At 58.6% G+C, this 14,943-nt stretch carries 11 protein-coding genes; 5 read left to right on the top strand and 6 right to left on the bottom strand.

The features are described from left to right. Positions 1-40 precede the first annotated feature (40 nt). Both HNO79_RS10265 and HNO79_RS10260 read right to left on the bottom strand, forming a co-directional pair. On the bottom strand, positions 41-2,536 hold the full coding sequence (locus HNO79_RS10265) for a TonB-dependent receptor (RefSeq protein WP_200409720.1): 2,496 nt from the start codon (positions 2,534-2,536) through the stop codon (positions 41-43). 146 nt (positions 2,537-2,682) lie between these two features. Then, complete coding sequence (locus tag HNO79_RS10260) at positions 2,683-3,438, bottom strand: aspartate/glutamate racemase family protein (protein WP_244987504.1); 756 nt, start codon at positions 3,436-3,438, stop codon at positions 2,683-2,685. A gap of 175 nt (positions 3,439-3,613) precedes the next feature. Here HNO79_RS10260 and HNO79_RS10255 point away from each other — a divergent pair, with 175 nt between their 5' ends. Continuing rightward, positions 3,614-4,300 (top strand): GntR family transcriptional regulator, encoded by a 687-nt coding sequence (locus HNO79_RS10255; protein WP_200409718.1) that lies wholly within the window; start codon positions 3,614-3,616, stop codon positions 4,298-4,300. Between the two features lie 347 nt (positions 4,301-4,647). On the opposite strand, the gene HNO79_RS10250 is transcribed toward HNO79_RS10255, so the two are convergent. Beyond that, on the bottom strand, positions 4,648-4,902 hold the full coding sequence (locus HNO79_RS10250; RefSeq protein ID WP_244987503.1) for an invasion associated locus B family protein: 255 nt from the start codon (positions 4,900-4,902) through the stop codon (positions 4,648-4,650). Between the two features lie 294 nt (positions 4,903-5,196). Further along, entirely contained in the window at positions 5,197-6,231 is a 1,035-nt protein-coding gene (locus HNO79_RS10245; RefSeq protein WP_214164565.1) for a hypothetical protein, read from the bottom strand. Positions 6,232-6,966: 735 nt separating this feature from the next. Here HNO79_RS10245 and add point away from each other — a divergent pair. From add to HNO79_RS10230, 3 genes are all read left to right on the top strand, one after another. Next, positions 6,967-8,007, top strand: a complete 1,041-nt coding sequence (gene add / locus HNO79_RS10240) for an adenosine deaminase (RefSeq protein ID WP_214164564.1) — start codon at positions 6,967-6,969, stop codon at positions 8,005-8,007. Positions 8,008-8,108: 101 nt separating this feature from the next. Next, on the top strand, positions 8,109-9,683 hold the full coding sequence (locus HNO79_RS10235; RefSeq protein WP_214164563.1) for an adenosine deaminase family protein: 1,575 nt from the start codon (positions 8,109-8,111) through the stop codon (positions 9,681-9,683). Between the two features lie 41 nt (positions 9,684-9,724). Next, entirely contained in the window at positions 9,725-10,813 is a 1,089-nt protein-coding gene (locus tag HNO79_RS10230) for a purine-nucleoside phosphorylase (RefSeq protein ID WP_214164562.1), read from the top strand. A gap of 91 nt (positions 10,814-10,904) precedes the next feature. Here the strand turns inward: HNO79_RS10230 and HNO79_RS10225 are convergent, their stop codons facing one another. After that, positions 10,905-11,603, bottom strand: coding sequence for a hypothetical protein (locus tag HNO79_RS10225; RefSeq protein ID WP_214164561.1), 699 nt, complete (start codon positions 11,601-11,603; stop codon positions 10,905-10,907). A gap of 386 nt (positions 11,604-11,989) precedes the next feature. On the opposite strand from HNO79_RS10225, the gene HNO79_RS10220 reads away from it, so the two are divergent. Then, positions 11,990-13,561: a glycoside hydrolase family 32 protein gene (locus tag HNO79_RS10220; protein WP_214164560.1), complete on the top strand. Its 1,572-nt coding sequence runs from the start codon at positions 11,990-11,992 to the stop codon at positions 13,559-13,561. 175 nt (positions 13,562-13,736) lie between these two features. Here HNO79_RS10220 and HNO79_RS10215 read toward each other — a convergent pair. After that, on the bottom strand, positions 13,737-14,943 hold a 1,207-nt coding region (locus HNO79_RS10215; protein WP_214176807.1), incomplete at its 5' end, for a putative Ig domain-containing protein.

The raw sequence follows: 14,943 nt of genomic DNA, 5'->3' as shown, positions 1-14,943 counted from the left end.
AGGTCATGCCCGCGTGTGTATCCCATTACATGATGCCCGCTCAGAACCCTGCACGGAAGGTCACGACAGCCGAAAAACGACCCAGCGTATTGTAGGTGGGGGCCGTGCCCTGAATCTTGCCAATGGTCGTATTGGTCAGGCTGACGCTGTTGATGGCGGAATATGCATGGCTGTCGATCATATTGTTGACCCACAGCATGATTTCCGGGCTCTTGAGGAAGCTGAGCCCGCGCCCGACCAGGCTGTTGCGTGGCAGGCGCGCACCTACGGTCGCATTCATGGTGTACAGCGACGGCAGGGCTTCCTGGTTCATGAAGGTCGAATACTGTTTGGAAAAGTAATTCAGGCCATAATTCCAGAAGAAAATCCCGTTATCCCAGTCCACCCCCAGCGAGGCCGCCCATGTGGGCGTATTGACCGCCATCTTTCCCTTGGTGGGCAGGCCCTGAATATCATTGTCGATGGTAGAATGCAGGTACTGCATTGATGCATAGGGGCGGAAATGGTGAATAGGCCGCGTGCCGATTTCCGCGTCAAAGCCGTTGGTGGTCTGGTTGCCTGCGTCAATGACCTGCCCGATAGCCTCGTTCCCCAGGAACATGGACGTGGAAACCTGATGATGCGACAGGTTGTAATGGAAATAGGTGAAGGACCCGATGATGTATTTACCGGTATAGCGCACGCCCACTTCTTCCGTGATATTGTATTCATCATGGATGTGGGTTGCGCCCTGGTTGGCGATCTGCCCGGTATTGGGATTGATGGTGGTGATCATGGCGCTGTCGGGGGGCGCCTTGGCACCGGTCGAGACCCCACCAAAGATCTGCACATATTTGTTCAGCTGGAAATGGCCGCCCAGTGTCGGCAGGGGCATGAATTCGTTAGCGCTGACCTTGCGCTGCAGGCCCGGAATATTATCGGTGCCATCCCGATGGATCATGGTGACGCGCATGCCGCCATCCAGAACCAGCCGCCCGTCCAGAAGTGTAACCGTATCGCCGGCATAGATCCCATTGACAGTGGAAATGTCACTGTAATTCTGGGAATAGAAGATCTGGCCATTTGCCAGCCGCAGTGACTTGCTTGCCTTGCCCCATGATGTCGCCGGATCGCCACTGCTGCTGACACCGGTATAACCAACCAGATTGGTCGAATTGTCATAATCGAACCAGTAGCCAAGGTAGATGTGGTGGTGCCCGACCTTGTAGCTCAGCTTGGCATTCACGCCGCCACGCATTTCATTCAGGCTGCTGTACTGCTCCGTCACACCATAGGACTGGCCCGGCAACTGATTGGGTATCGAAATGGACTGCGGGCTGCCGCCATATCCATAATAAACCTGATCGTTCAGGTTGAATCCCGAGCCATAGACCTTCTGGTTGGCGGCCACGTAAGGGGTTACATCCAGCGCCAGACGCCCGAAATTGAAATGCGATGGCGCTGCAATGTTGAAGGTCTTGGAATGCAGCCAGTTCAGCTTCCAGTAATCGGTGCCACCGTCGGCATTGTTCTGGTCGTAGGAGCCGGACAGTTCATTCTTGAGGCCCTTCTGCTTCCAACTGGCCATGGTCATGTCCCAGTACGGCTCGTTCCCGATAATACCGCGTGTAAAGCCACCGACCAGCGACACGCGATTGCCATCCCCCCATTCCTTGAGGATCTTGAAATCGATGTGCTTGAAGTCTTCCTGACCGGGCCCATGATAGAACGTATCATGCTGGTTGGAAAACGAGATGTAGGAACGGATGCCCGTCTTGCCCCATTCCCCCGTATCCACGCGCAGGAACTGGCGGGTATAGTCACGGTTGCCCACGCCCACATCCCCCAGTCCGCCAAATTTCTTGGACGGATCGCGGGTCTTGAACTCGAACATGCCGCCGGACCCGTTGATGGCGGGAGTGTCGAGATTGGATGAACCGGGCTGCACGGATACGCTGCCGATATTCTCGCTGTCCGTTACCCATGCCACGTCAAGGTTGTAGCCACCGATACTGCTCAGCGGCATGCCTTCCCACACATTGGCGATCTGGTCCTGCGTCAGGCCACGCATGCTCAGGGCAGATTTTTCGTGGCCGGCGGGGTCGGTGTTCGCCACGACGATGCCCGGCAGCAGCTTGACGGCGTTATAGGCGTTCTGCGCCGGGGACTGCTTCATGATGTAGTCAGGCGTCACGGTACTGCGCGCCTTGGGGGCAGTCTGCTTCTGGATCAGCCCTCCACCGGGCGCGCGTCCGGTCACGCCGTCGGCCGAATGGACAACACTCGCGCCCACCCGGATCTGTTCAGCCCCGCCGGTGGCACGGACGCCCTGCGGCTGCGCTGCCGTATCGGTATGCTGCGCGGTCGCGGGGCGGGCATGCGCGGAATGGGTCTGGACCGTGCGGGCCAGTGCGGCCCCGCGTGGCGCACTCAGCGCCAGCGCGGTGGTAATGGCCAGGAAAACCCGGAGGCTGGCGGGCTGAACGGAAAAACGGGGCAGCGGCGCGGCCAACCTGGAGGAATACGATCCGATCAGGCTTTTTCCGTCAAGGCACATTGCCGGTGTCCTTTATTCTCTATCCCGCACGACAGGGTCGGGATTGCGACGTGAAATGATACTTGAGAGAAATGTCTCTCGTTACAGATGTAAAATAATATGCGTACAAAATGCGTGTCAACGCATATTGTTTACAAAAATGGATTTCAATCCTGATACGCGCAGATATCCGTCCCGGATGCCAGATAACGCTGCAGTTCGGGGGACAGGCCCACCGTCTCCATCGGGGCACGATGGCGCAGGGACGGCGCGGGGTGCGATAACAGGTTACGGACTTCCTGCAGGCTTTCGCGCAGGGAGCACATGACGGGCGCCGCGACATCCGGGGCAATCCGCGTGGCAAACCCGGCAAGCCCGGCACCGCCAAGCAGTACGCGGGCCGCGCCGTCATGCTGCACGGCATCGTTACAGGTCCGTATGATCTGCCGGCAGGCGGCAGCCCCCCCCTTAGCCAGTACGTTCCCCGCCGCGGGCAGGATCCGGATGGAGGCCAGGTGTGCGCCCAGCCCCAAGGCCTGTACCAGCTCCGCCAGCATTGGCTTCCATTCCTGACCACCCGTCACGATGGAAAACCGCCCCGGAAGCCGGGCCGCCCGCATAAGGGAAGCCTGCGCCATGCCCACAACCGGCACCGGACAGATGCTGGCCAGTGCTTCGCGGCCCGGATCACCAAAACAGGCCACCAGCACTCCGTCAAACGGTCCACGTGCGCATGCCAGTGCATCCAGTACCGCATGGCCCGCAATCGTGACGGATACCCGGTCGGTAATGTAGCGCGCCCCGAAACGCGCGGTTACCGCTTCCACCGCAACTGCACCGTCAAACAGGGCATTAGCATAAGTCACCATGCGGCGCGTCATGTCCGTGTCGGTATTCGGATTGATAAGCAGCAGGCGCGGCACGGGCAGGGCATCCAATCGTGATGAGGCAGGTCATATCAGCGACCTTTGTCAGTCAGTATGGTTTGGAAACGCATTTCGTCAACCATTATTGTTCACAATATCAAACCCCTTGACGGGAACAGCAGACTGTCCCAACAGAAATGCGTTTCAGCAAAACCGGGGGGGAACACGGGCCATGGGATCATCTGCCAGGGAAGAAGCACGCATAGCTGATGCCTTGCGCAAGGCGGTCCTTGAACGCAAGCTGGCACCCGGCAGCAAGCTGCCCGAGGAGGAACTGGCCCAGATCTTCCGCTCCAACCGCGCCAAGATCCGGCGGGTGCTGCTCTCGCTCTCACGTTCCCATATCGTCACGCTGGAACCCGGCCGCGGAGCATTTGTCAGTCGTCCCTCTCCGCAGGAAGCACGTGACGTACTGGCCAGCCGCCGCCTGATCGAAGTCAGCCTGCTGGCGCGTCCTTACCGCAAGCTGTCGACACAGGGGGTAACGCGACTGCGCAGGATCATGGCGCAGGAAGCCGAGGCGCATGAAAAACACGACGCAATTGCCATGATCCATGTCTCCGGGCAGTTTCACCTTACGTTGATCGAGGAACTGGGCAACGAAGTCCTGAAAAGCATTACCGAGGAACTGATCCTGCGCATGTCGTTGATCATCACGATGTATGAACGGCATAATGCGACATGCTGCCTGTCTTCCGACCATCATGACCTGCTGGACCTGCTGCTGGCGGAAAAGTATGCCGAGGCGTCCCTCCTTATGGCGCGGCATCTGGAAGGCATTGAAAGCTGCCTCGATTTCCACCGTGATCCCGTCACCGCGACCATATTGAGCCAGATCCTGCAGCCCGTGCAGGGCTGAGGGCCACATATATCTCCATACGGTCCGTTGTGCGGGCGTGATGCCGCACTGTCAGGGATGCCGGGCAGGACCAGTGACACGGCATTGCAAGCCATCATCTGCCGGACGCAGCCCATCTGCCTGATGCTCCACCGCATGCAGGCAATCAGAATGGAGCGTCCGCCACTTCAGTCCGAATGCATGGCATGGCAGCCTCCCGACCCGGCAGGATGACTGCACGCCGTGGAGCATCAGCCTTTCATTTTATGGTGGGAAACGGCATACCGCACCGCCTTCGAAACACTGGTGCCGGTCCGGAAAAATGGAACACGCTACGACAGACAGGCTGAAAGCAACCTGTCCGTCCGTCATGGCATGGCTGGCAATATGCCCCAACCCTGTTTCCTTATTGTCCTGATACGGTCAAATGCGCCGGAAAAACCGTTCAGGGAGACCGGAAAAGCAATCGTCTGTCCGCGCACGGAAACCGCGACAATCTGCATGGTTTTGCTGGTCCGCAGATGAGAAAGGGTCGATGCATCGAATGCAGGTGGCGCGATACAGCCAGCCGGCAGGCATGTCCTGAAGGCGACAGGCTGCCCCAAGCGAACCGGATGTCCCACGCGTGCCAAGCTGCAGCACCGCGCCGGACGCCACAGTGCTCGTGCCGGTATAACTGCTGTTCTTGCCCCGACAGGATTTCCACCCCGCCAGCAACCGTCAAGCCACCCGTTCCCGACAGTGCGCCGCCATAATTACCATTGGCGTCAGACAGCGTCAGGGTCTCGCCCCCAGCGCAACATCGCCCGTGCCCACAAGGGGCTGGACCGACGTGCCGGATGTCGTGCCGCTGATATCGAACGTCCCGCCCGAATTAACCGTGACGCCACGGGAATCCGCAATGCTGCCGTTCCCAGTCAGGGCAAGGGTTCCTCCTTTACATCAATCGCAACCACCTCTGCGCCACCCTTGCTGTTAAGCAGTTCCGAATTAATGGACTTGTCGGCTTCCCATGTGCTTGTCCCGGTCTTGTCCAGGGTGGAAAAACCGTCGACCACGCCCTGAAGGGATGAAGACATGATGCCGGTTGATAAGGAATCGCCGCCAAGAATGACCGTATTGGTGGATGCAACTCCATCGGCATGAACACTGCCGGTAATCGTGGAGCCCGGATCAACCGTAAGGTTTGTGACGCCCTTGTTGAAGACGATCTCCCCCTCGATCGTGGCACCTGATTCATTGGTAATGTTGAATGTCTCGCCACCACCTTCGCCAATCGCAACGGTGTTGGCGTTCCCATTCGGATTGGCTGCTGTATTATCCGCCAGATATCCTGCAATGGTACCGTTGTTGATTATTGTCGCGGTAGTGGTCGCAGTGCCAACGCTCGTTTTCTCATCATCAAAATACATTGCATCGACATTTTGCGCTTCAATGTTAATGTTGTTGATAATGGTATTGCCTTCACCGGTAAGGTTGATGGCCTCTGCCGTTTTCTGGGTTCCCGCAGAGAAGACCTGCCCACCGAAATCGACAGTAATCGTCGTCCCGTTTTCCCCTTCGATTGTATCGGTACTGTTCAGACCCGGGATAGTGCCGCCCTTGCCGACTATATTATTCGACTGGGTCTCGACCGTTCCGGCCACCTCGATACTGGAATTTGTCCGCACGACAATCGCATCGTTATCAGTCGTTGAAGGATTGGTGGCCGCATTGCTGGTCGTCGCAATGGTTGCGCCCCGACCGTAACGGATAGTCCGTTTGTGACACCCTCCACGGTAGTTGTCTGTGTTCCACTTGTACAGGGAATGGAACTTCCACTTGTGACGCACTGGGCCGACGCCGCGACCGGAAAGCCCAGAACAAGGATGGCTGTCGATATCGGCCTGACTGCGCCCCTGTCCCCCCGCTTGCGCAGGCTCTGCCTTATACCATGGAACAGATTTCGCCATGATGTCAGACTTGTCAGGGCCGTGCATTACCCATGGGAACGCAGGATTGTGGGACTTTGGTATTCAATCTGTTTTTTAACTGGAACAGGTTTGCGCACAGCCGTTGTCCCGGAATTAAAAAAACAACTGCATCGATATCGATTTGCGTTCCACTTTAGAAATCTGGCCCTAAATTCCCAGAAATGCAGCTTTAACTATTAAATGTCATAACGTGTCAATGTTATGTTGCAACATGTTATTTTTGACCATAAAATAAATAATTCCCGTACAAACCGTATTTCTTATTCAAAAATACCCATGACTTTCGTAACGGAAAATTAAGCTATATAAATGAATAAAAATGCAAATCTGGAAATAACATGCGGGGCATCGAAATATCCATGATGGCATCCCGGTAGGCTGGACATGCTCAATCCCTGCCGATTCTTCCTATATTTGCAAACATATTGCAATAAGTAGGTAGGGGAATATACCGTGATTATATATAGCAGAACCGAATACATTCCGCTCAGCGTGAAACGGCGCAAAGGGATCAGGATATGCCCGCTGCAGGTTGAAATCAGCCTTCCCTGCTGCTGTCCCATATCCAGTCCGGGGCGCAGGTCACGGAACCATGCATGCAGGCATCGGGGCGGGGAATGCCACTCCGGTTCCGGCCATTACAATATCGTTTCATTTTCGTGACATACGTGTATGATGGACCTTTCTGCATGACCCTCAGAAGGCTTTCACATCATGATGCCCGCTTCCGATACGTTTATTGAGGCACTCCCCAAGGCCGAGCTTCACGTCCATCTGGAAGGCACGCTTGAACCGGGGCTGAAGATCATTCTGGCGCGCCGGAATGGCCATCCGCTTCAGGACATGACGGAAGACGATATTCGGGCCAGCTACGGGTTTCATGACCTGCCATCCTTTCTGGCCCTGTACTATGAAGGCGTGGAACTGCTGCATACCGAGCAGGATTTTTATGATCTGTGCCATGCCTATCTTAAAAAAGCCGCCTCACAGAATGTCCTTTATTCGGAAATGTTCTTTGACCCGCAACTTCATACCCGTCGCGGCATTGCCTTTGAAACCGTCATCTCGGGCCTGAACCGGGCACGAAAGGATGCACAGCGGGATTTCGGTATCCGCTCACAGCTTGTCATGTGCTTTATCCGCGAAATGAGTGCGCAGTCAGCGGAAGAAACCTTCACGCAGGCGCAGCCCTATCTGTCGGACATTGTTGGCGTAGGGCTGGATTCCGATGAAAAAGGCAACCCACCCGCCAAATTCGCAAACGTATTCAAACGCGCGCGCGATGCGGGACTGCATGTGACAATGCATTGCGACATTGATCAGGAAAATACACATGAACACATCCGGCAGGCACTGGAGGACCTGGGCAGCGAGCGGCTTGACCACGGCCTGAATATTCTGGAAAAGCCGGACCTGCTACGTCAGGCGCGGGAGAGGCATATCCCCTTCACGGTCTGCCCGTTCCCCAACATGGCGATCCGCCCCAGCAGTAACGAGAAGGATATCCGTGCCCTTCTGGATGCCGGGCTGACCATTACCATCAATTCCGATGATCCGGGATACATGCAGGGTGTCTATATGACGGAAGCAATGAAAATGGCGCGTGATGGCGCACATCTGACACCGGACGAACTGCTGACCATCAGCCGAAACGCCTTCAATGCCGCCTGGATCGGGGAAGAAGAACGCCAGACCTATCTTGACCGGCTTGATGATTTTGCCCGGAAGGCCGGCATGATGGCATCCGCCACATAATGCAGGTTCCTTGTTTCCCGACAGGTCACACCGCCTGTCGGACGGAAGGGCGGACGCGGCGCGCGGAAAGATGCCGGTCGAGACATGAAGAGACTGAAACCGTGCCGCAGCATCCGGTGACATATCATCACAACCTGTATTTCCGCGTTCTTCCCTTCCTTGCTGCGATATGCGTCCTTCTGGCGCCATGGGTGGCCTGCGCGGATCCGGCCCTGTCCATGCAAGGGCGCGAGGCTGCTGTCGCCAGACGCCTGCACGACATTGCAGGAGACCGGGCACGGGTCAGGCTGTTCCTCCAGCCCATGCCCAAAGGTGGCGAACTGCATATCCATTCATGGGGAACCGCCTTTGCCGAGACCGATATCGACTGGGCGCAGGACCGGAATTACTGCGTTACCCGCCGCGGTGCGCCCCGGTTCGTGCCGCCGCCGTGTGGCAGGCATCATGCACTGCCAGTCGCGCGCATGGACGACGCCCGGCGCACAGCCCTGATTGCCGCGCTAAGCGAGGACGCAGTGAACGGTCCGGTCCTGCCGCGCCATGACCATTTTTTTGCAACATTTTATGTAGCGGGCCCCGTGGCCTCCCGTTCGCTCATTGATGAACTGACCCTGCTGCGCACGATGCAGGCCCGGCAGAACAGTTCGTATGTCGAATTCATGTCCAGTCCCGCCAGCGTTGACGCCATGGGCGAGCGTGCCAGTTCCATGCATCTGGACCCTGCCCGGCTGGACATCATGCATGACAGGCTGGCCCCATCCCTGCCAACCATGCTGGATACAGCCCGGCAGGAAATCGATACGTGGATGGCAGGTGCGGACCAGCGTCAGGCCTGCACCGCTCCCCTGCGCGAAACTGCGGGTCCGTGCGGGGTCACGGTACGGTTCCTGGCCACCGTAACCCGCACGGGCACGCCCGCCCGCGTGTTTGGCGAAATGCTGGCAGCCTTTGCCCTGGCCCATGCCGACCCGCGCGTGGTGGGGGTCAACATCCTTGCACCGGAAGACAATGTGACCGCCGTCCGGGACTATGCGCTGCATATGGCAATGTTCCGCTATCTTTCCGCTCGGTATCCCGATGTCCGTTTCTCGCTACATGCGGGCGAACTGACGCGGGCGGTCGCGCCACCGACGGCACTGGCGTCACACATTGCCCAGGCGGTTGAGGCCGGTGCGTCGCGCATTGGCCACGGTGTCGATATCGCGATGGAAGATCAGGCGCGCGCAACCCTGACCCGGATGGCGCAACGCCCCGTAGCGATCGAGGTCAACCTGACCAGCAACGATGTCATCCTTGGCGTACATGGGCGCGCCCATCCGCTGCACCTTTATCTGGCCGCAGGCGTGCCGGTGGTGCTCTCGACCGATGATCCCGGCGTACTGCGCACGGACCTGACGGAAGAATATGTCAGCGCCGTCGTCGATCAGCATCTTGATTACCATCAGATCAGACAGATCGTGCGCAACGCGCTGGAATTCTCGTTCCTGCCGGGGGAAAGCCTGTGGCGCGATCACACGCCCGGCATGCCCGTTGCGGCCTGCGCCCCGACAGATGCCCCGCAGCCCTCACTCACCTGCGCCGGATTACTGCACCGTAGCGAAAAGGCGGCCCTACAATGGCGGCTGGAACACGATATCGCCCGGTTTGAAACACAGGCGCTGGCCCATCCATTCTGATGGACCTGTCCTGCACCGCCCAACTATAAGGAAAAAACATCATGTCCTTCTCTTTCATGACCAGGTTTCGCGCTGCCGGGCTGCTCATGGGTGCCTTATGCACGGCGCCGTCGCTGGCCCTGGCGGCGGATGCGCCATGGCCGGTCAAGGTCGTCATTGTCACGACATTCGAAAACGGCGCCGACACCGGCGACAAGCCCGGTGAACTCCAGCTATGGGCCGAACGCGAGCATCTGAGCGAAAAAATAGACTTCCCGGGTGGCGTGCATTCCATCCTGTCCACGCCGGATCATTCGGTCATCGCGGTCGTGACCGGCATGTCGCTGGTCAATGCGGGGACTTCCATCATGGCGCTGGGAACGGATCCCCGTTTTGACCTCCATCAGGCTTACTGGCTTGTTGCCGGCATTGCGGGTGTTGATCCGCAGGTTGCCTCGGTCGGGTCTGCCGCATGGGCGCGTTATGTCGTCAATGACGTTGCGCAGTCCATCGACATGCGCGAGGCCCCCAAAGACTGGCCATACGGGATATACGCCAACGGGGCGCAGCGTCCCGATACGCTGGACGGTACCGGAACGGACCATGGTGCCCTGGCGGATTACCCGATTGTCTTTCCACTCAACGCCGGACTGGCCCAGTGGGCATGGCGGACCACCCGCGCCACGCACCTGATGGATACGCCAAAGATGCGTGACTTTTCCAAAGGGTGGGCAGACTACCCCGGTGCGCGTCACAAGCCGGCCGTCATCCTGGGGGACAGCTTTGCCTCTGACCAGTACTGGCACGGAATCCACCTCAACCAGTATGCCCGCGACTGGGTGCACATGTTCACGGCGTCCCATGGCGTATTCGCCATGAGCAACATGGAAGATTCCGCCATTGCCACCGCGATGTTCCGGCTCGACCGGATGCACCGGGTCGACTATCAGCGCCTGATGGTGCTGCGTACCGCTTCAAACTATACCCTGCCGCCGCAGGGTCAGACGGCCCTGCAATCCGTGACCGCTGAATATCCCGATGAGGGAATGCCCGCCTATGAGGCGGCATGGCGCGTTGGCAGCGCGGTCACGCATACCCTCACGGGGAACTGGGCCCGTTATGCAACCCATGTTCCAACCGCCCGTCCGTAAAAGAACGGACACGCCAGCAGGACCGACCACCGTGCCATTCCGGTTCCGTCGGTCCTGCCACGCCGGGGACATGGTTCGTGATATGAACCCATCAGGCCTGTGGCATGCTTTCGTGACCGTCCAGGCCTGTTTCACCGGTGACGGCCGTATCCCCGCCTGACTGCATGCCTCCGCCACCACCGGCATTGCCCCCCCCCTCCTTCTTGCCGTCGTCCTTGCCACGGCTGCCGGTCGCCTGGATCCGGGCGGGACCCTGCATGGGCAGGTCGAGGTCAGACGGAACGGGTTCGAGATCAAGCGCCTTGCGGATAAAATCCCGCAGGGAGACGACCAGATCATGTGTATGCACGCGTTGTCCCGTAACCAGTTCCCGCGCCGCGTGGGTGGCCAGGCGCACCTGTTCGCCCGTTCCCAGCAAAATGATATCTGACAGGGCAGCCTCCACGGCATCACGGATACGCCGGGCACGGTCGGAACCTGCCACGGTAGACGTATCTGTTCCATCACTGGCGCCATCGGGGGACAGCATCTCCCCATTCCCGACCATCCGCATGTCCCGTCGATGCCGGGGATCCACAGCCAGATCCCCGGTAAAGGAACCACCCAGGGTGCGATAGGCGGCGATCAGGGTGCGCAGGCGTTCATTGATCTGGCGGTTCATGCGCTCCCGGCGCTGCTGGACCACGACCATGACCAGCAGCCGGATACCAACGCCAATCAAGGTAATCAGGCACAACCCGATCATTGTGGCAAGAAGGCTGTGCCATGAACTGAAATCAAGATTGCGCACGACTGGCTCCTTGCATACAGGCCGCCCTGACAGGCATTGCGGCCACCATAACCGATAAAGCCGGATTGTCCGGCATGGCCTTACGTGCCGCCATTTCTGTCAGACGGGTTCACTGCTGGTGGCAAAACCGGATCGGTCCCGTGGGGAAGCGCCAGCCCTAAAACTCCAGATCAGTGGCGCAACAATAATGGACCAGTCTGTGTCATGGTCTGAACGGACCGGGGAGGTCTGGCAATATGCTGGCAAACCGGTATGATTTGGACTGAAGAGGATTGTACGGAACCTGCCACGGTCCGGAAGGCCACCAGCCATATTCGTACCACAACCATACTGCAGGAACCGTCCGTCCCATAGCACCCGTATCCTGAAGGGGAGATATCAACACCATGCGACCAGATGCTCAGGCAGCCGACAGCCCACAGCAGGCACTCTCCACCCCATCGCAGGATACAACCCCTCAGTGGCGTCCGCTACTGCATTATACGCCCCGGCGTAACTGGATGAATGATCCCAATGGTCCTTTTTTTTACAAGGGGGTCTATCATCTTTTCTACCAGTACAATCCCCTTGGCGAGGAATGGGGAAACATGTCGTGGGGACATGCGACCAGCCCGGACCTGCTGCACTGGCATGAACATGATGTGGCCGTCCCGTTCAGCGACACGAAGGATATTTTTTCCGGCACGGTCGTCGTGGATACACATAACACGTCCGGGCTTGGCACGACGGATAATCCGCCGCTGGTGGCATTATACACCAGTGTTTTCAAGGAAAACGCCCCCAGACCAGCAGGCGTGCAGGCCCAGTCCCTTGCATACAGCCTGGATGACGGGCGGACGTGGCAGCCTTACGGCAAGGATCCCGTGCTGACATTGTCACCGGACTCGCTCCATTTCCGTGATCCCAGCGTGTTCTGGTACGCACCCGGTGGTTACTGGGTCATGACGGCCGTCGTTGCCAATGAACAGATGGTCAAGCTGTACAAATCCACCAACCTGACGGAATGGACGTTCCTCAGCGATTTCGGGCCGACCGGTTTTGTCCACCCGGACATGTTGTGGGAAATGCCTTCGCTGTTTCCCCTGCCTCTGGACGAAAATCCGGCACAACAGAAATGGGTCCTGATGCTGGGGATCAATCCATGGAGCATCGCGGGCGGATCGGGCAGCATGTATTTCGTCGGCTCCTTCGATGGTACGACATTCCATGCCGAGGGACTGCCACCCGATGGATCGGACCCCGCGGCATATGACTGGCTCGATTACGGCGCGGATCATTATGCCGCCCTTGTCTTTTCCGGCCTGCCTGAAAGCCCGCCCGTAACCATCGGCTGGATGAGCAACTGGGACTACGCAGTCCAGATGCCGACCTCACCATGGAAAGGCCAGATGACCCTCCCCATGACCATGGCCCTGCGGACCATTGGGGGCCGCCCGCAACTGTGCCTGACCCCTGAAAAACACTACACCACGCTGGTTGCCAACGACCGGCCGGCACTTTCCTTCGATGGGCTGCGCCTGTCATCCGAACGCCATCTGCTGCCCGATCACGCGCGTGGGCAGGTCCTGGATATCGACATGAGCATGCGTATACAGGACGCGGATCGTGCCGGTCTGTTCGTACGGGCCACGGCGGATGGCCAGATCGGCACCTGTATTGTTTATGATATGAAAAAGCATGAGCTGATCGTTGACCGGTCGCGTTCGGGCCTGACCGATTTCTCACCCAAATTCAGTCCTGAACATGCCGTCTCCATGCCTGCCCCGAACGGTGAGATTTCATTGCATGTCATTATCGACCGTAATTCGGTCGAAGTGCTGTCACGAAACGGTTCCATCGTCATAACGGACCTCATCTTCCCGCCTGTCGAAGCTGACCGCATCATTGCTTTCTCCGAAAACGGCATGACCGAATTCAGGTATATGAAGATAACCCGTCTGGACCAGAAGCCGGAATAAGGCGTCTGGGCCTGTTTTCCCGCGCGCGTCGTCACGTGAACTGACCCGCGCAATATCCCCATCAGGCCGGATCATGGCCTGATCCATTGTCCGGACCGCAGCCGCCCCGGTCAAAATACACGAATGGCGGCAGGTCCATCCGGTCCTGCCGCCATCCCCGTCCCGCTGCCTGCTGCTACTGATTGATCAGGTTTCGGCCACGCGCATGGGCGGCGCGAAGCCCCATCTGGCGCATCTGCGCCCGCAGCCCCCTCTTGCCATGTGTCGCATCGGCGGGTTTGTGGACAGTGCGATGGAAATCGGGATTGAAGGCAAGCCAGTTCATGTCCTGCTCCACCACCTGCATCGCGCGGTCCACTGCCTGAACCATGGACGGGTCATCGGCGACCTGCCATGCCGGATGTTCCCGCCCGATCACCACATGCACGTCCACCTCGGCCTCATGACCATATTCATCACGACCGATAACCGTCAGGTCGATGGAGCCTGTGGCGTCATCCGGTGCGATCATGGAAAAACTGCGCCGCTGGGCATCGAATGAAACCCAGTCCGGCAGCGGCGCGCCACCAGCCTGCCGTGCCGTCAGTGTCAGGTTAAGGTCCGTCCCGTCCGAACTGATGAATGCCCCGGACGGTACGTCGATATCATACTGCTCGCCGGTGGTAACAAAGCGATAGATCGACGTACCGCGTATCCACGTCTGGTGGGCAACCCCAAAACCGCGCTGGAACTCGGTCTCGAAGCCGTCCTCCACCGATGTCTTGAGCAGGTCGGACGAACTGATGTCGTTATTCAGTGTCGATCCGGACAGGGCAGGATTGCCCCACTGTACATACGTCGCCCGCGTGGTCACCGGCACGATGCCGCTGGAGATATGGCTGGTTTCATCCGCCATCATGGCCGAGACATCGGCCACATGCGCCGTTGTCGCCAGGGTACCCCCGGTCTCCACCAGTGCTGCCGACAGGCCCCCGGGCGTGCCGGAGAAGCCAAGCACAGCCGCAAAATGCAATTCCGCATTTGCCGGAAGCACCAGGGCGGCCGTGCTGGACACGGATGTGCTGACCTGCTGCCACGTCTGCCCATTATCGGTGGAATACTGCCATACGCCCTGCGTTGCGGGGTTGGCCGTATTTCCCACAATGGCAATGCCCTGCAGGTGATCGGCTACCGACCCGTCGGGGTTGACCGCACTCCGCTGCTGATCCGCCGCGTCAGAGAATGTCGGCCCGAACAGGGCTGCGACACTCTCGCCACGCACCTCCTCGCTACTGGCGTATTCGGAAGGCAGGATAACGCTGCCACTGGCGACCGGTGCATCATTGACCGGCATGACGCTGGTCCGCACGTTTACCGATGTTCCATCCAGCGCAGTTCCAGCC

This window comes from Komagataeibacter oboediens (genome assembly GCF_018491655.1).
GTDB classification, from domain to species: Bacteria; Pseudomonadota; Alphaproteobacteria; order Acetobacterales; family Acetobacteraceae; genus Komagataeibacter; species Komagataeibacter oboediens.
The sequence above is the reverse complement of the archived record's forward strand: the minus strand, read 5'-3'. Positions and strand labels throughout refer to the sequence as shown.

Excerpts from the sequence above, each read along its gene's own strand:
- HNO79_RS10245 (WP_214164565.1), bottom strand. The coding sequence starts at position 6,231 with ATGGCGAAATCTGTTCCATGGTATAAGGCAGAGCCTGCGCAAGCGGGG.
- add (WP_214164564.1), top strand. The coding sequence starts at position 6,967 with ATGATGCCCGCTTCCGATACGTTTATTGAGGCACTCCCCAAGGCCGAG.
- HNO79_RS10265 (WP_200409720.1), bottom strand. The coding sequence starts at position 2,536 with ATGTGCCTTGACGGAAAAAGCCTGATCGGATCGTATTCCTCCAGGTTG.
- HNO79_RS10230 (WP_214164562.1), top strand. The coding sequence starts at position 9,725 with ATGTCCTTCTCTTTCATGACCAGGTTTCGCGCTGCCGGGCTGCTCATG.
- HNO79_RS10255 (WP_200409718.1), top strand. The coding sequence starts at position 3,614 with ATGGGATCATCTGCCAGGGAAGAAGCACGCATAGCTGATGCCTTGCGC.
- HNO79_RS10220 (WP_214164560.1), top strand. The coding sequence starts at position 11,990 with ATGCGACCAGATGCTCAGGCAGCCGACAGCCCACAGCAGGCACTCTCC.